The following is a 17,701-nucleotide window of genomic DNA, read 5'->3' as shown; positions in this document are numbered from 1 at the left end:
TTAAGAGTTAATAATTATGCTAATTGAGTTTTTCCTAACCTTAAAAAAATACCGGCTTGCTGTCAGCATGCGTGAACTATTAGATTTAATACGTGCCTTAGAAAAAGGTGCTGTTTTTGCCAATATTGATGATTTTTACTTTTTAGCGCGAACCATCATGGTAAAGGATGAAACTCAATTCGATAAATTTGATAAAGCATTTGCCCATTACTTTGAAGGTATTGAGAACATTGATTTATTTGAGCAGCTAAAACAACAAAATGAACTGCCAGCCGATTGGTTAAGAAAAGAGTTCGAAAAGCATTTAACTGAAGAAGAAAAACAGAAAATTCAGGCTATGGGCGGTCTTGATGAATTAATGAAAACGCTAAAAGAGCGTTTAGCCGAGCAACAAAAACGTCATGCAGGTGGTAATAAATGGGTTGGCACGGGTGGTACGTCACCATTTGGTGCTTATGGCTATAATCCCGAGGGGATCAGAATAGGGCAAGATGGTAATCGAAACCGGCAAGCTGTTAAAGTATGGGATAAAAGAGAATTTAAAAACTTTGATGCTGATGCGCAAATAAGCTCACGCACTATGAAACTTGCACTCAAAAAACTAAGAAAATTTGCTCGGGCAGGTGCCAGTGATGAATTAGATCTCAATGCAACGATTAGTGCAACCGCTGCTCAAGGCGGTATGTTAGATGTAAAAATGCAGCCCGAACGTCATAATGCAGTTAAAGTACTTATGTTTTTTGATGTGGGCGGATCAATGGATGACTATATTCAAACCTGTGAAGAGCTATTTAGTGCAGCCCATAACGAATTTAAATATTTAGAGTTTTTCTACTTTCATAATTGTTTGTATGAGCATGTTTGGCAAGACAATAACCGAAGACGTCAAGAAACGTTAAGCACTTTAGAGCTAATTAATCGTTTTGGCCGAGATTATAAGGTGATATTTGTAGGTGATGCCACTATGGGACCTTATGAAATAGCTTACCCGGGTGGCAGTGTTGAACATTGGAATGAACAACCTGGCTCTATGTGGATAAACCAAATCACAAACCATTTTGACAAAGCGGTATGGCTCAATCCACAACCCAAAGAGCATTGGAATTATTACCATTCAATCAATATGATAAAAGAGTTAATGGCAAACAGAATGTATCCTCTGACATTAGAAGGTATCAGTGAAAGTATAAATAATTTAACTTGATTAGCTAATCTAATGATTATGACTACCAAGTCATGATAAAACAGACTATTCTTAAAAGTATCAATTAAGTTATGTATTAACCATAACTTTAACCCTTTAATAAACTGAAATTAATATTTCAGTTTATATCCTTAAATTTTATGAGCTTTCACTATGCAAAATAGACGACACTTTACTCGAATTATATTTTCAACCACAGCCCATCTTTCAGATATGGGCAAAGTTTGGACTACCGAGCTTATAGATTTATCTTTAAAGGGTGCACTTGTAAAAAAACCTGATAATTGGAAAAGTGGCGATGCTAAGTCTGTTTTATTAACTTTTAAACTTGCACAAAGTGAAATCGAGCTCAATATGAATGCGAGCGTTGTTCACGAAAAAGAAGAATATTTAGGCTTGTTGTGTGAGCAAATTGATATCGATAGCGCCACGCATTTAAAACGTTTAATTGAACTGAATGTAGGTGATGATGAGCTGTTAAATAGAGAGTTAGATGCGCTTGCTCATCCTGAGTAACTCATTTATTTTGAATTTCACACTTTTTTAAAGATCCTTCCTAAATTTATTTTATCGTCTAAAATCCAAGCATGTTAAATAAGTTTTGATTAATATGCTTAGTAAACCAATTTATGAAAGTTTGCCCTATCTGTACTTAGCGATTGAATATGGACTGATTACTTTTGATCCTTCTTTTTTCACATCAATACAGCAGTAAATAAAAAAGCATCCTGATGGATGCTTTTTTATTTAGACAATTTAGATTGATTACATATTTATTGGAATTGGTATTAGTTATTATTTATTAATAACTCTTTTATTTCTTCTTTAGCGCCTAATATATGTTGCTTTAAAAGTTGGCAAGCACTTTCAACGTTACCTGATTTACAAAAATCAATTAACTGTCTATGTTCTGGGCCTGCTTTTTTTATTCCGCCAGCCAATAATAAATGCATGCGAATATAGCGGTCAGAGTTTTTATTTAAGGTGTTTACAATATCAATTGTTTGCGGGCGATCGCTACCTTTATATAAATAGGCGTGAAAGTGTGTATTTAAATCAGCCCAAATATTTGGCTCTATTTGCGTTAAGTGTTGAATAATTCCTTTTGTGGGAGAAAACGTGGAAATTACTGATTATTCCCACGCTATTTTGAAAAGTATTTTAAATATTATTCACATTGAAGTTTTGCTTGTTCAGCACACCTAGCTTTTGCTTCTTCTTCAGAGCTTCCGCCCATACAAAAATCTAAGCGTATTACCTTTTCTTCAGCTTGGCTTGGCTGGCCTGAAACATTTTCCCAGCGCCACTTTTTTATGACCTTTTTAGCAGGTTTGAAAATAACTTTCTTAGGAATAGACGAAACTAATTCTATATCTTGTGATTTACCGTCTTCATCTACGGTCAGCTTAAAGACTCCACAACCAGCTATACCTTTCATAGCTAGATCCATAGGGTATCTAGGAGTGACTTGTTTAGTTCTAACCCATGTAGCAGCAGACTTTTCTGGATCTAGGTGAGTAAGCTTAACGTCAGCATAGTTATTAGCTTGAGCTACAGCAGAAAACTGCAACCCTAATATTGAACTTAATATTGCGATTCTCTTTTTCATTTTTTCCTTCCTTAGTATTTTTATTATCAATATGTAAGTACACATTAATGTAACAAAATCGCCTTCATAATCAAATAAATATAAATCTAGGCAACGAGGCCATAAGCAAGATTTTCGTCAATTAAGTATGCAAGCCTTACCTCTTTGTACTTATCTTTCTTGCTATCCATCATTCTCATCCAACCCAAGTAATTTGGGAGATATTCTGTACCAACACCATTAAACCTTCGCATCCAGCCCCGTAAACGGCTCATATAGCCATTTACGTTCTGGATATGGAATTGACCACCGATCACTCGCTCACCTTTACTGACTATCGTGCGATAATGCTGGATATTTTCTTCCTTGGCGAAAGAACGATAGGCGTGTGCGCCATCGCTACAGAGAATACTGTCGTGATTTACTATTGGTCTCATTGCATTGTGAATTTCATCGCTTGAATGTTCTTCAAGTACGAAGTCTGTTAAACCTCCGCTTCTATCTACTACGATCAATACAGGGATTTTATCATCAACAGTACGTCTATCGCCCATGCCACCTCGTTTTCTAGGCTTACGATCATATATCGTTTGGTTGCCTTTAAAGCTCTCCATGAAAAACATTTCATCAGCTTCGATGATTCCCGCTACTTCTGATGGTTTGCGCTGTGCTGGAGCTTTAAGGAATCTGTGTCGCCATCGAAACGCTGTAGTCTCTGCAACTTCTAAGAGTTCCGCAACTCGTCTAATTGGCAAGCCATCTAACATGTACTCTAGGTTCTTTGCCCAGAGTTCACGCTTTCTCAATCGAGCTAGAGGTGTTTTAGTTAGAGCATTAAAAGTTTTTCCACATGAAGAGTTTTTACATTTGAAGCGTTGTAAGCCAGCAGCCATGCCCCATTTGCCAATTTCCTCATTACCACAGTGAGGGCAGATAACATCATCACCTTTACATTCATTGATCAAGTTATCAGTATCACCACGTTTGAGGTCTTCTACAACGTGATGGTGTAGCAATCGTTTTTGGTTATGTGTTAGCTTAGATAACGATTCAATTATTAGTGTGAATTGATTTTTCTTCAATGTCCCGACCTCTCTAGCTTTGGGACAATTAATTATAGTACAAATTCAGATATCAACAACTAACGCAAATAGAGCCAAATATTTGCACTATCTTCATGTTGCAATGCATCTTCTAGCTCTAATAAAATCTTTTCAGCTTGCTCAAAGTCTTCAGTAGTTAAATTTGGAATAGAACGTGCTAATAACTCAGCTTCAAGCATGGCTCTTAGTTCAAATAACTCATCAACATGTTCTGCATTGAGCTCAGTTACAATCGCACCCTTATGGGCTTGAAACTTAACTAAACCTTCAGCTTCTAATTGTAATAATGCTTCTCGTACAGGAATTCGACTCACATCAAGATCTTCGGCTAAAGCAGCTTGACGTAATGGCTGACCAGATTTCACTTCACCTTTTAGTATTTTTTCTCGAATTGCATCTACAACAAATTCGGTTCGTGTTTTATATGCCAGAGCCATATTAATTCATTTCTTTATTTTTAATAATTATTACTCTAGTTTAACGTCTTGAAAAAAAAAGGCCACTCTATGAGCAGCCTTTTTAATTACATTGCTGAGTTTTGATAACAAATAGGTCTTAAAAAGCGATTAATCGCTTGAGAGCCTACCGATGTACTACGTACATCTGTTGAAGAAGGGAAAGGTCCACCATGCATCATTGCATCGCTTACTTCGACGCCTGTTGGCATTTGATTGAAAATTAAACGACCTACTTTATATGATAATGCTTCAATAAGATCTTCATTTTCATTAATTACATCAGTTGAACCATGAACTGAAGCCGTTAACTGACCGCCTAAAATATCAATTAACTGCGCAGCTTGATCTAAGTCTTTATAAGTTACAATTAGTGAAGCTGGACCAAAGACTTCATCGTGTAATTTAGCATTATTGATAAAAGCATCGGCAGAAGTAACAAATAAGTGTGTTGTCGCTTTTTTATCTTGCTCTTGACCTTTAGCAACCAAAGTTGCTTCTTTAGATATGTTTTCACAACCTGATTGGTATGCATTCAACATAGCTGGAGTCAGCATAACTTGCGCAGGACTTGATTGAATTTTATCAGCTAATACACTTTCAAAAGTTGCTCTCTCAACTTCGCTTACTAACCATAAACCTGGATTTGTACAAAATTGGCCACAACCCATATTCATAGAAGCGACAAACTCCTGTGCAACCGAATCTGCTTTCTCAGAAATCAAACCTGGTAATAACAGCTGTGGGTTTACAGCACCTAATTCACCGTAAAAAGGAATTGGCTCTTTACGCTGGTATATGCTTTCTTGTAATGCCATACCCACACGATAAGAACCCGTAAAACCAACCGCTTTAATTTTAGGGTTTTTAACTAATGAATGACTGATCTCATATGCTTTGCTATGAATTAATGCAAATACACCTTTTGGCATATCACAGTTATCAATCGCAATTTCAATTGCTTTAGCAACAATCTCACAAGTACCTGGGTGGGCTGAGTGAGATTTAAAAATTACCGGACAACCAGCAGCTAAAGCTGACGCAGTATCACCACCGGCAGTACTAAATGCTAATGGGAAATTACTTGCACCAAATACAGCGACTGGACCTAAAGGTAATTGTGATAATTTCATATCAGGGCGCGGCATAGGTGCGCGATCTGGCATAGCTGTATCATGTGCAATAATAGATGCCTCTTTAATGATATTATTTGCAAACAATCTTAATTGATTAACTGTACGACCAAGCTCACCTTGAATTCTCGCTTGGGGTAAACCTGTTTCCAATGGTGTACGCTCAACAAGTTGTGTCTCAACTTTAACTAATTGCTCAGCAATTTCATTTAAAAAATCTGAACGCTGCTGTACTGTTTTTTTACGGTATGTAACAAAAGCTTGCTCAGCTAGTAAACACGCTTGATCCAATTGCTCAGAGCTACAGTTAGTAAAATCAGGTGCTAACCTAGTGTGCTCTGCTGCATTAATTGCATTAAAAGTAACTTCTGTATCAGCTTGCCATTGACCGCCAATAAAACATAAACCAGATAACATATTTATCTCCTAAACTAATTGAAAACCAAAGGCATACGGATCATCATCATCAATTGTGATGTGATTATTACCCGTAACTTGTGCCCATCCTTGAATTGAAGGCATGATTGCCGTAATTCCCTCTATCTCAGTTACACGTTCCACTCTTCCGACAAATTGACTGCCGATAATGCTTTCGTGAACAAAATCTTGCCCTTGCTCTAATAAACCTTTTGTATATAACTGTGCCATTCTTGCTGATGTACCTGTACCACATGGAGAGCGATCAATGGCTTTATCACCATAAAAGACCGCATTAGCAGCAGACGAACCTGCTTTTTGAGGCTCGCCAGTCCATAAAACATGTGAAAGACCATTCACGCTTGGATCTTCAGGGTGTACACATTCAACTGCTTTTCCCGCAATTTCACGAATTAGGGGGCTGTATTTTAAAATTTGATCTGGAGTGAAGCTTTCTAATCCTGGATAATTTCCTTGTGGTTCTACAATCGCGTAAAAGTTACCACCATAAGCAATATCAAGTTTAATTTTACCAAGCTCAGGCACATCAATTTCGATATCTTGATGTGCTAAGTACGATGCAATATTATAAATTTTAACCCAATCAACTTTCTTACCTGTCATTTGGTATTCAACATTAATTTGACCTGCAGGCACGTCAATAATTAACTTTTCTGGAACCTTACTATTTAATAATCCGCCCTCAAGCCCAGCGGTAATTGTACCGATAGTACCGTGGCCGCACATAGGTAAACAACCAGATGTTTCTATAAATAAAATTGAAGCATCAGCTTCCTCTGTACATGGAGGATACAAAAAAGCACCTGACATCATATCGTGGCCACGAGGTTCAAACATTAATCCTTTACGGATCCAGTCATATTCCTTTAAGAAATGGCTTCGCTTTTCACTCATTGTTTCACCCTTCAGGTTTGGGTGACCTGAAGTTACTAATCTAACTGGATTGCCACAGGTATGAGCGTCAATACAAAAAAATGTTCCTTTGTTCATTTTATTACCTTTTATCAAACTAAATTTGATTAAGTAAACATCTCAGTAGCTTACATAATCAAATTAAAATGCCAGCTTGAGTTTACTCAAGCTGGCTATGGTCATTTAGGGATGACTACTCCACGGGGAATTAAAATCCAAACTTAGAGGAATCTTTATTGAATTGCTTTGATACGCCTACCGAGTTTGGTTTCATTGCATTTTCCTAACAAATAATTAATAATAGTACATTGTATACAACACAAATTAATGTATATTGTATGCAATTACAACCTTTATTTGATATTTATTATGAAAAGTGACAATTCAAACTCGGAAACAGTTGCCGTCATAGGCGCTGGTATTATTGGTGTAACTGCAGCTTACAGATTACAGCAAGCTGGATTTCAAGTGACCTTGTTTGATAAAGAAGGTATTGCTGAAGGTTGCTCAAAAGGAAACGCAGGTCACTTTGCTACTGAGCAAGTTTTCCCGTTAGCTCAAAAATCACTTTTACCTCAAGTCCCTAAAATGCTTCTAGATCCATTAGGCCCCTTTAGTATTGCACCTCGTTATTTTCATAAAACAATACCTTGGTTTTTAAAGTTTATGAATAATATGAGATCTAAGCTGTTTAATGAAAATAAAGAAGCGCTGAAATCAATTAATGAAATTGCAATGGCATCATGGGACTCTTTAATAGCAGAAACAAGCCTACAATCACTATTTCATAAGCAAGGTAGCCTGTTAACATTTGAATCAATTTCAAGTAAAAGTGCAATTAAAGTTCAACAAGAATACCAGGCTGAAGGCATTTCAGTTGAACTTTTAAACAAAACACAGCTTAATAAACTTGAACCAGGGATATCTGAAAACGTTACATGGGCGCTATTATTTAATGATGTAGCACACACCTGTTGCCCAGAAACACTTACAAAAGAAATTTATCTTAAGGCAAAAAATATAGGTGTTGAATTTAAACAATGTGAAATATCAAAAATAGAATCTGATAATGTTCTTGTAACTATTACCTCTAAAGGCCAGGTTTATAAAACAGATAAAGCATTGTTAGCAACTGGTGCACACAGTAAATCATTCTGTAAGCAATTGGGATATAAAGTGCCATTAGATACAGAACGTGGCTATCACTATATGGTTGGAGCAGCTATGCAGCCTACCCGCCCTATCGTCTCTTATGAAAGAAAGTTTATCATGACCCCAATGAGAGGTGGGCTGCGTTTAGCTGGTACAGTAGAATTTGCTGGTTTAAACAAAGAAATGAATATAAAAAGAGCCGATGCACTACTTCCTTCCGGTAAAGCTATCTGGCCGAAAATTAATGATACTAAAACAGGAGAGTACCGTTGGATGGGTTTTAGGCCTAGCTTACCTGACTCAAAACCTGTCGTTGGCAGCTCACCGAGACATAACAATATATACTTTTCATTTGGGCATCAACATTTAGGGCTTACTTTAGCTGCAACTAATGCTGAACTGATAGCTGACTGTATATTAGGAAAAGAAACCGAAATCCCATTAATACCTTATTCTATTAGTAGATTTTAAAAATCTCAGAGTGTACCTTGCTGTTTCTATGTAGCGTGGAGATTTGTAGCAACTCGTTCTGATTGTTAAGCAAAGGAGCTCTTAGCTCTTTTTTTGAGCTTTATTATCCACATATTGTGTGGGTTAAACGCAAAAAGCCCCATAAAAATGAGGCTTCTTTTTTGAGTCTTTACAGAATTAGTCTAATAAATCTAGAGCTTCAAGTCTTTCTTTTGCTAGAGTATATCTTGCACGGACATCATCAATTTGTTCTTGAGTCAATTTTTTACCAAGAGTACGAAGTCCTCCATCGGCATCATTATGATGAATTCCCATAGCAAGCTTAAGGTATTCCATAAGCAAGGGTTGCGCATCAAGATATGATATAGAATTCATAGCCTGAGAAATTTTGTTTGCCTCAGCCCACTCACCTTTTAAAACATGCTCCTGCATAGTAACACTCGCTTTTGGGAAGATAGTACCTACACCTGTAATGCCACCACATGCTCCAGCAAGCCCTGCATGTACAGTTACAGTGTCAACTCCTGCTAAGATTTTTAAATCTTTATTCTCTACCATCAGAGTTTCAATAGTTGAAACATCCGTAGTTGATATTTTAAGCGCCGTTACCTCAGTTAGAGCAGAAAGTCTTCTTAGAAGCTCTGTTGAAATTGCATGATATCCGGCTGCATCAGGATTGTTATAAGGCATAATTGTTACGCCAGCCTCTTTTGCTGCTATTGCAGCAAGCGCATAGTACGCATACATTTCTTCATCAGAAGGAACTGCCTGAGTTTTTGGTGGCATTACCATAACGGTATCCACGCCAACGGTTGCTAGTCCTTCAACTATTTGAGCAATCTCTTCCTTAGTTTCTGCTGCAGCTCCACTGATCAATGGCACATTGTATTCTTTAGCAACCTCAGAAAGGGATTTAAGTAAAGAAAGGCGTTGATCGTTACTCAGGTAGCTATTCTCTCCCAGAGTACCAGAAGCGACAAGTCCACCCATTCTGCTTCCGCCCTTTCCTTGAGCTTTTAAAACAGCTGCAGCCTGTCTTTTTGTTTCATCAAAGTCAATTTCAAGAGCATCTGATTCTGACTCTTTGAACCATGTAAACACTGCCGGCATAACCGTATATCGCCAATCTGTACTATTTTTTTCCATCATATTACCTTTGGTTTTAAAATTATATCAATTACGTAATATAGTATACATTATACCATCAAAGTAAATTTTACCATTTAAATTACCTCAGGAAAAGAAGGAGACTTCATTCAAAGGGCTTAAGTTAACGAGCAATGATCCTTAGCCCCATTATTTTTATGTAAATTTCGTATATATTCAATCTCCATACTTTCATTCGAGCCTATTTCAGAAGTTTTTTGCTCATGATATATTGCAAATGAATTTAAAAATCTATCACTCAACTATTATCAGAGTATTCACCAAAACTGAATCCTGTAGAACAAGCATGGCAATGGATTCATCAAAGGGAATTATCAAATCGTCCATTTAGTGGTTATGAAAATATTGTTTATATCAATTCTATTAAGTTAGTGATCTAATATACATTAGGGTAAATTTTTAAGAGCACAGCTTTATAGCTCCAGGCTAAATCTAAATACCTACATCCATGTAGGCAAAGCACTTAATTGAGCAATAACTGGCTATTGGGATTGAAAGCACAAGTTTATAGTTCCAGACTAAACCTAAGTACCTGCATCCATGCAGGCAACGCAGCGATTGTATATTTAGACCATTTAGATTAATCACATATTTATTGGAATTGGTATTAATGCGAATGCGATAATCAGATCAATATCACTTAGGAAGTCTTAGACCATCATCAAGCACGCTCGATTGCTTATAATAGATTTTAGAAACCGAAAAAAGCAAAAAACCCGATACATTTCTGTATCGGGTTTCTTTAATTTAAATCCTGGCAATGTCCTACTTTCACATGGGAAACCCCACACTATCATCGGCGCTGTTTCGTTTCACTTCTGAGTTCGGCATGGGATCAGGTGGGTCCAAAACGCTATTGTTACCAAGAAAATTCTTTTTGTTTTTCTTGTTTTTATTTTTAGTATAAGTAATTAGGAGCCTGGCGATGTCCTACTTTCACATGGGAAACCCCACACTATCATCGGCGCTGTTTCGTTTCACTTCTGAGTTCGGCATGGGATCAGGTGGGTCCAAAACGCTATTGTCACCAAGCAAAATCTGTTGATTATGCTTTGTTTTGTTCTTTAATAAATTCGGTTCGCTGATATTCGTAAAAGTATTCTACTTTAGTTAACACTAACTTCTTGCTTGTTTCTATCACACACAAAACCACTTTGGCGTTGTATGGTTAAGCCTCACGGGTAATTAGTACAAGTTAGCTCAAGGCCTCACAACCCTTACACACCTTGCCTATCAACGTTGTAGTCTCCAACGGCCCTTCAGAGAGCTTATAGCTCTAGTGAGAAATCATCTCGAGGCCTGCTTCGCGCTTAGATGCTTTCAGCGCTTATCAGTTCCGAACGTAGCTACCGGGCAATGCCATTGGCATGACAACCCGAACACCAGCGGTTCGTTCACTCCGGTCCTCTCGTACTAGGAGCAACCCCTCTCAATTCTCAAACGCCCACGGCAGATAGGGACCGAACTGTCTCACGACGTTCTAAACCCAGCTCGCGTACCACTTTAAATGGCGAACAGCCATACCCTTGGGACCGACTTCAGCCCCAGGATGTGATGAGCCGACATCGAGGTGCCAAACACCGCCGTCGATATGAACTCTTGGGCGGTATCAGCCTGTTATCCCCGGAGTACCTTTTATCCGTTGAGCGATGGCCCTTCCATTCAGAACCACCGGATCACTATGACCTACTTTCGTACCTGCTCGACGTGTCTGTCTCGCAGTTAAGCTTGCTTCTACCATTACACTAACCGTACGATGTCCGACCGTACTTAGCAAACCTTCGTGCTCCTCCGTTACTCTTTGGGAGGAGACCGCCCCAGTCAAACTACCCACCAGGCACTGTCCGCAATCCCGCTTAGGGACCTACGTTAGAACATCAAAACTACAAGGGTGGTATTTCAAGGACGACTCCATAACATCTAGCGACGCTACTTCAAAGTCTCCCACCTATCCTACACATGTAGGTTCAATGTTCAGTGCCAAGCTGTAGTAAAGGTTCACGGGGTCTTTCCGTCTAGCCGCGGGTACACAGCATCTTCACTGCGATTTCAATTTCACTGAGTCTCGGGTGGAGACAGCGTGGCCATGGTTACACCATTCGTGCAGGTCGGAACTTACCCGACAAGGAATTTCGCTACCTTAGGACCGTTATAGTTACGGCCGCCGTTTACCGGGGCTTCGATCAAGAGCTTCTCCGAAGATAACCCCATCAATTAACCTTCCGGCACCGGGCAGGTGTCACACCGTATACGTCATCTTTCGATTTTGCACAGTGCTGTGTTTTTAATAAACAGTCCCAGCCACCTAGTTTCTGAGACCAACTTCAGCTCCACACGTAAAGCGCTTCACCTAATGTTGGCGTACCTTCTCCCGAAGTTACGGTACAATTTTGCCTAGTTCCTTCACCCGAGTTCTCTCAAGCGCCTTAGTATTCTCTACCTGACCACCTGTGTCGGTTTGGGGTACGATTCATTATAAACTGAAGCTTAGAGGCTTTTCCTGGAAGTATGGCACCAACAACTTCATCACCGTAGTGACTCGTCTCGTGTCTCAGCCTTAATGACAACCCGGATTTACCTAAGTCATCAGCCTACGCACTTTCACATGGACAACCAACGCCATGCTTGTTTAGCCTGCTCCGTCCCCCCTTCGCATTCATAATAAGTACGGGAATATTAACCCGTTTCCCATCGACTACGCCTTTCGGCCTCGCCTTAGGAGTCGACTCACCCTACCCTGATTAACATGGGATAGGAACCCTTGGTCTTCCGGCGTGGGGGTTTTTCACCCCCATTATCGTTACTCATGTCAGCATTCGCACTTCTGATACCTCCAGCATACCTCCCGGTACACCTTCAACGGCTTACAGAACGCTCCCCTACCCCGCATACAAAGTACGCAGGCGCATCTTCGGTGGTATGTTTAGCCCCGTTACATCTTCCGCGCAGACCGACTCGACCAGTGAGCTATTACGCTTTCTTTAAAGGGTGGCTGCTTCTAAGCCAACCTCCTGGCTGTCTGGGCCTTTCCACATCGTTTCCCACTTAACATACACTTTGGGACCTTAGATGGCGCTCTGGGTTGTTTCCCTCTTCACGACGGACGTTAGCACCCGCCGTGTGTCTCCCGGATATTACTTAACGGTATTCGGAGTTTGCATGGGGTTGGTAAGTCGGGATGACCCCCTAGCCCAAACAGTGCTCTACCCCCGTCAGTATTCATCCGAGGCTCTACCTAAATAGATTTCGGGGAGAACCAGCTATCTCCCGGTTTGATTAGCCTTTCACTCCTAGCCACAAGTCATCCCCTCACTTTTCAACGTAAGTGGGTTCGGTCCTCCAGTTGATGTTACTCAACCTTCAACCTGCCCATGGCTAGATCACCGGGTTTCGGGTCTATACCCTGCAACTAGTCGCCCAGTTAAGACTCGGTTTCCCTACGGCTCCCCTATTCGGTTAACCTCGCTACAAAATATAAGTCGCTGACCCATTATACAAAAGGTACGCAGTCACAAAGCAAAGCTTTGCTCCTACTGCTTGTACGTACACGGTTTCAGGTTCTATTTCACTCCCCTCACAGGGGTTCTTTTCGCCTTTCCCTCACGGTACTGGTTCACTATCGGTCAGTTGGGAGTATTTAGCCTTGGAGGATGGTCCCCCCATATTCAGTCAGGATATCACGTGTCCCGACCTACTCGATTTCACTTTATATAAGCTTTCGTATACAGGACTATCACCTTGTATCGTTGCACTTTCCAGAGCATTCTACTAACTACAATAAAGCTTAAGGGCTGTTTCGATTTCGCTCGCCGCTACTTTCGAAATCTCGGTTGATTTCTGTTCCTACGGGTACTTAGATGTTTCAGTTCTCCGCGTTCGCCTCGTTAACCTATGTATTCAGTTAACGATACCTATAAATAGGTGGGTTTCCCCATTCGGAAATCTAAGTCTCAAGTGCTTTTTACTAGCTCGACTTAGCTTATCGCAAGTTAATACGTCCTTCATCGCCTCCAACTGCCAAGGCATCCACCGTGTACGCTTATTCACTTAACCATACAACCCAAAATAGTTTTACAACTACAATGCGCTGTATTATTTCGTGACAGTTAACTTCGCCAGAAGTTAATGTTTTGAATACTAAAGTAGATGCCAATCATTAATTACTTATAAATAAGTAAACAATAAATTGGCATGAATGCATCACCATATAACATGGCTATCATTCGTTTCTTTTACTTTTTGAAAACTCTTAATAAATGTTTAATAAACATTTATTAGAATTTTTATATCAGCTTTCCAAATTTTTAAAGAGCACATAAACAAATCATTCCGAAGAACAAAGTGTTTAATAATCATCTGTGTGGACACTGGCATGCAAACCAGTTCTTTCGTATAAGGAGGTGATCCAGCCCCAGGTTCCCCTAGGGCTACCTTGTTACGACTTCACCCCAGTCATGAATCACTCCGTGGTGACCGTCCTCTGCAAGCAGTTAGACTAGCCACTTCTGGAGCAACCCACTCCCATGGTGTGACGGGCGGTGTGTACAAGGCCCGGGAACGTATTCACCGCGGCATTCTGATCCGCGATTACTAGCGATTCCGACTTCATGGAGTCGAGTTGCAGACTCCAATCCGGACTACGACAGGCTTTAAGTGATTCGCTTACCCTCGCGAGCTCGCAGCACTCTGTACCTGCCATTGTAGCACGTGTGTAGCCCTACACGTAAGGGCCATGATGACTTGACGTCGTCCCCACCTTCCTCCGGTTTATCACCGGCAGTCTCCCTAGAGTTCTCAGCATTACCTGCTAGCAACTAAGGATAGGGGTTGCGCTCGTTGCGGGACTTAACCCAACATCTCACAACACGAGCTGACGACAGCCATGCAGCACCTGTCTCAGAGTTCCCGAAGGCACAAGTCTATCTCTAGTCTCTTCTCTGGATGTCAAGTGTAGGTAAGGTTCTTCGCGTTGCATCGAATTAAACCACATGCTCCACCGCTTGTGCGGGCCCCCGTCAATTCATTTGAGTTTTAACCTTGCGGCCGTACTCCCCAGGCGGTCTACTTAATGCGTTAGCTTTGGAAAAGTCATCCGAAGATTCCAGCTCCTAGTAGACATCGTTTACGGCGTGGACTACCGGGGTATCTAATCCCGTTTGCTCCCCACGCTTTCGTACATGAGCGTCAGTATTGACCCAGGTGGCTGCCTTCGCCATCGGTATTCCTTCAGATCTCTACGCATTTCACCGCTACACCTGAAATTCTACCACCCTCTATCATACTCTAGTCTGCCAGTTCGAAATGCAGTTCCCAGGTTGAGCCCGGGGCTTTCACATCTCGCTTAACAAACCGCCTGCGTACGCTTTACGCCCAGTAATTCCGATTAACGCTTGCACCCCTCGTATTACCGCGGCTGCTGGCACGAAGTTAGCCGGTGCTTCTTCTGTAAGTAACGTCACAGATGCAATCTATTAAATTACACCCTTTCCTCCTTACTGAAAGTGCTTTACAACCCTAGGGCCTTCTTCACACACGCGGCATGGCTGCATCAGGCTTGCGCCCATTGTGCAATATTCCCCACTGCTGCCTCCCGTAGGAGTCTGGACCGTGTCTCAGTTCCAGTGTGGCTGATCATCCTCTCAAACCAGCTAGGGATCGTTGCCTTGGTGAGCCTTTACCTCAACCAACTAGCTAATCCCACTTGGGCTAATCTTTAGGCGTGAGGCCCGAAGGTCCCCCACTTTGGTCCGTAGACATCATGCGGTATTAGCAGTCGTTTCCAACTGTTGTCCCCCACCTAAAGGCATATTCCCAAGCATTACTCACCCGTCCGCCGCTCGTCAGCAGATAGCAAGCTATCTCTGTTACCGCTCGACTTGCATGTGTTAGGCCTGCCGCCAGCGTTCAATCTGAGCCATGATCAAACTCTTCAATTAAAAAGTTTTTTGTCTTTGCCTATAAAATAGATGAGACAGCTCAATGAATTCTGTTTTTGATGTTAAATTTAACAAAGTTAAACTTAACGTCGCATATGACTGTGTAGTCACTCGCTCTTTCCTAAAAGGATTAAGTGAACAGATTTTAATGAGACTCTAATTTTGTGTCACTTCGAAAAGTGACTTTAGAACTCAATCTGCAAGAGTGTCCACACAGATGATTACTTATTGTTAAAGAACGTTGCTTTGAAGCTGTGCTTCGAAGCGGAGGTGCATAATACACCTTAAAAATTTTGAGTCAATGGTTAATTTAAAATTAATTTTTTAACTTTAAATCTGATTCAAACTTTTTGGAGATAAATCTCCTTCCAACATCATTCGATATCGCTACATCCCTTTAGTCTCTTACCTTAAAGTCTGTTGCTTGCCGTCTGTGTCGGTGGAGGCGCAGTATAGGCATTTTTAAATTCTGCGCAAGTGTTTTTTTAAATTAAATTGTAAAAAACTCACTTAATGTGCTTTTTGATCATTTAACCAACAAAAAGTCTAGTTAACTTAATAGAATATGACTTAATTCCCACTTTAAACTTAATCTAAAGCGGAATTTAAGTATTAATCAAAAAGACTATATAGCAAGGCGATTTGTTTATTTATTTTCTAACGATTAAGCTTTTATATTAAAAATCAATTAATACAACATACTATACAATTTACGTCTGTATTTAAGCGCTAACGCATCACCATCAGGTAAAGTTGTAATCACATCTAAATACATTTTTTTAGCCTCACCAAATGCTAAATCTTTTTTCAATACACTATATAAAGCCTCTAAAGCCTCTTCTTTTCTACCAACTTGATTATATTGCACCGCTAATTGCGTTTTTAGCTCTAGGTTATCAGGTTCTTGCTCAACCTGATCTTGCAATACTTTTATTTCTGGAGAATCTAATGCCTCTAATGCTAATTCTAACTTAGCTTTTAAATTAGTGTAGTAGGCATCTTGCTCTATCATTGGAATACTTGCTAATAACGCTTTAGCATCTTCTAGCTTTTGTATTTTTAAACAGATATCAGCAAAAACGAGCTTAATGCGTGCATTTTCTGGGTTTATCTCATAAGCCTGTTTAGCAAAGTTATATGCTTTATCCATTTCACCATTTATTAAAGCTTGTTTAGCCTGCTCTAACACTAAATCATCTGGTGATGGTAAATGTTTACTTAAAGTCTCTCTAATTTGAGCATCTGTTTGTGGACCAGATAACATATCAACTGGTGCAGAAGCTTTAATCATAACTAAAGCCGGTATCGCTTGAATACCAATTTGTTGTGCTAATTGTTGTGCTAATGTTTGCTGCGCTTCACAATTTAGCCTTGCTAATAATAAATGTTCTGGATACTCACCAGCAATAGCAGATACTAAAGGTGCTTGTTGTTGGCTTTCTGGGCTATTTGGTGAGTAAAACTCAATGATAACCAGTTTATTTTGTGAATCTTCACCTAAAATTTTCTGAAAGTTTTCAGATGTTAAATCTAGAATGTTGCTCATAAAGCTTCTGCATCAATTAGTAATTAGCTTATATATTTGGGTCTAAACTATTATTTACAAGTTTAACTTTGTATTTCTTTAACAATTGATAAAATGAGTCAATATGAAAATTTAAACTTATCCTCTTTATAAACAGTTAGATATCTATGAAATCTTTTATATTCTCAAGTCTCGCTTTTGCCCTTAGCACTCAAGCATTAGCTGATAATACTTCAAATTCATTTATAGAAAAATCTCTTAAAAATAACTTACCTGAACTTGAAGCGCTTTAATTAAAATTACATCAAGCACCTGAACTTTCTTACACCAATCAGATTAAATTTATGATCTAATAGGTGAATGAAATATATTTCCCAAAAACAATTTCAAGAGAAGATGAAATCAATAGGCTTTAAATCTCCTATCCCCACAGAAACTAATGGTAGAGTGCGTATTCGCTTATTAGCTCTCTCACACATCAAAGATGGTGCAGACCGAACACAAGCCGCTATATATTTAAAGCTCAGTCGTAAAGCTTTAAATGATTGAGCTAAAAAACTCTATGCAAACGGACTTGATGGACTAAAAGAACAACCCCGACCAGGGCGTCCTTGCTA

The 17,701-nt window shown here is 39.7% G+C and carries 12 protein-coding genes, 4 rRNA genes and 1 pseudogene; 5 read left to right on the top strand and 12 right to left on the bottom strand.

The window, feature by feature from the left end:
* The first annotated feature begins 16 nt into the window (after positions 1-16).
* Together PSA_RS05725 and PSA_RS05720 are read left to right on the top strand one after the other, a co-directional pair.
* Entirely contained in the window at positions 17-1,204 is a 1,188-nt protein-coding gene (locus PSA_RS05725) for a VWA domain-containing protein (protein WP_042146395.1), read from the top strand.
* Between the two features lie 153 nt (positions 1,205-1,357).
* Positions 1,358-1,720 carry a PilZ domain-containing protein gene (locus PSA_RS05720; RefSeq protein ID WP_042146393.1) on the top strand — a complete coding sequence of 121 codons (363 nt, stop codon included), beginning with the start codon at positions 1,358-1,360 and terminating at the stop codon, positions 1,718-1,720.
* 272 nt (positions 1,721-1,992) lie between these two features.
* Here the strand turns inward: PSA_RS05720 and PSA_RS05715 are convergent, their stop codons facing one another.
* The 6 genes and pseudogenes from PSA_RS05715 to PSA_RS05690 form a co-directional block, all read right to left on the bottom strand.
* Complete coding sequence (locus PSA_RS05715; protein ID WP_269432820.1) at positions 1,993-2,301, bottom strand: FCD domain-containing protein; 309 nt, start codon at positions 2,299-2,301, stop codon at positions 1,993-1,995.
* Between the two features lie 71 nt (positions 2,302-2,372).
* A complete protein-coding gene (locus PSA_RS05710; RefSeq protein WP_042153776.1) occupies positions 2,373-2,813 on the bottom strand; it encodes an energy transducer TonB in 441 nt (146 codons plus the stop codon).
* Positions 2,814-2,899: 86 nt separating this feature from the next.
* Entirely contained in the window at positions 2,900-3,874 is a 975-nt protein-coding gene (locus tag PSA_RS05705; protein ID WP_042153779.1) for an IS1595-like element ISPesp2 family transposase, read from the bottom strand.
* 74 nt (positions 3,875-3,948) lie between these two features.
* Positions 3,949-4,332 (bottom strand): annotated as a pseudogene (locus PSA_RS05700) (GntR family transcriptional regulator); the annotation flags it as partial.
* A gap of 86 nt (positions 4,333-4,418) precedes the next feature.
* Positions 4,419-5,900, bottom strand: a complete 1,482-nt coding sequence (locus PSA_RS05695) for an aldehyde dehydrogenase (NADP(+)) (RefSeq protein WP_042153601.1) — start codon at positions 5,898-5,900, stop codon at positions 4,419-4,421.
* A 9-nt stretch (positions 5,901-5,909) separates the two neighbouring features.
* A complete protein-coding gene (locus PSA_RS05690; protein ID WP_042153599.1) occupies positions 5,910-6,911 on the bottom strand; it encodes a 4-hydroxyproline epimerase in 1,002 nt (333 codons plus the stop codon).
* Positions 6,912-7,202: 291 nt separating this feature from the next.
* Between PSA_RS05690 and PSA_RS05685 the strand changes: the two genes are divergently transcribed.
* Positions 7,203-8,456, top strand: a complete 1,254-nt coding sequence (locus tag PSA_RS05685) for an FAD-binding oxidoreductase (RefSeq protein WP_042153596.1) — start codon at positions 7,203-7,205, stop codon at positions 8,454-8,456.
* 177 nt (positions 8,457-8,633) lie between these two features.
* On the opposite strand, the gene PSA_RS05680 is transcribed toward PSA_RS05685, so the two are convergent.
* The 6 genes from PSA_RS05680 to PSA_RS05655 form a co-directional block, all read right to left on the bottom strand.
* Positions 8,634-9,602 carry a dihydrodipicolinate synthase family protein gene (locus PSA_RS05680; RefSeq protein WP_042153593.1) on the bottom strand — a complete coding sequence of 323 codons (969 nt, stop codon included), beginning with the start codon at positions 9,600-9,602 and terminating at the stop codon, positions 8,634-8,636.
* A 773-nt stretch (positions 9,603-10,375) separates the two neighbouring features.
* Positions 10,376-10,490, bottom strand: a 5S ribosomal RNA gene (gene rrf / locus PSA_RS05675).
* A gap of 50 nt (positions 10,491-10,540) precedes the next feature.
* A 5S ribosomal RNA gene (gene rrf / locus PSA_RS05670) occupies positions 10,541-10,655 on the bottom strand.
* 132 nt (positions 10,656-10,787) lie between these two features.
* Positions 10,788-13,676, bottom strand: a 23S ribosomal RNA gene (locus tag PSA_RS05665).
* Between the two features lie 340 nt (positions 13,677-14,016).
* A 16S ribosomal RNA gene (locus tag PSA_RS05660) occupies positions 14,017-15,559 on the bottom strand.
* Together the 16S, 23S and 5S rRNA genes form the textbook arrangement of a ribosomal RNA operon.
* A 688-nt stretch (positions 15,560-16,247) precedes the next feature.
* Positions 16,248-17,105 carry a tetratricopeptide repeat protein gene (locus tag PSA_RS05655; RefSeq protein WP_042147569.1) on the bottom strand — a complete coding sequence of 286 codons (858 nt, stop codon included), beginning with the start codon at positions 17,103-17,105 and terminating at the stop codon, positions 16,248-16,250.
* 146 nt (positions 17,106-17,251) lie between these two features.
* On the opposite strand from PSA_RS05655, the gene PSA_RS26805 reads away from it, so the two are divergent.
* Positions 17,252-17,377: a hypothetical protein gene (locus PSA_RS26805; RefSeq protein ID WP_269432773.1), complete on the top strand. Its 126-nt coding sequence runs from the start codon at positions 17,252-17,254 to the stop codon at positions 17,375-17,377.
* A 67-nt stretch (positions 17,378-17,444) separates the two neighbouring features.
* Positions 17,445-17,633, top strand: coding sequence for a hypothetical protein (locus PSA_RS05650; RefSeq protein WP_059364787.1), 189 nt, complete (start codon positions 17,445-17,447; stop codon positions 17,631-17,633).
* The last annotated feature ends 68 nt before the right edge of the window (positions 17,634-17,701 follow it).

This window comes from Pseudoalteromonas sp. '520P1 No. 423' (assembly GCF_001269985.1).
Classification (GTDB): domain Bacteria; phylum Pseudomonadota; class Gammaproteobacteria; order Enterobacterales; family Alteromonadaceae; genus Pseudoalteromonas.
Note: the sequence above shows the minus strand (reverse complement) of the source record. Positions and strands in the feature narration are given on the sequence as shown.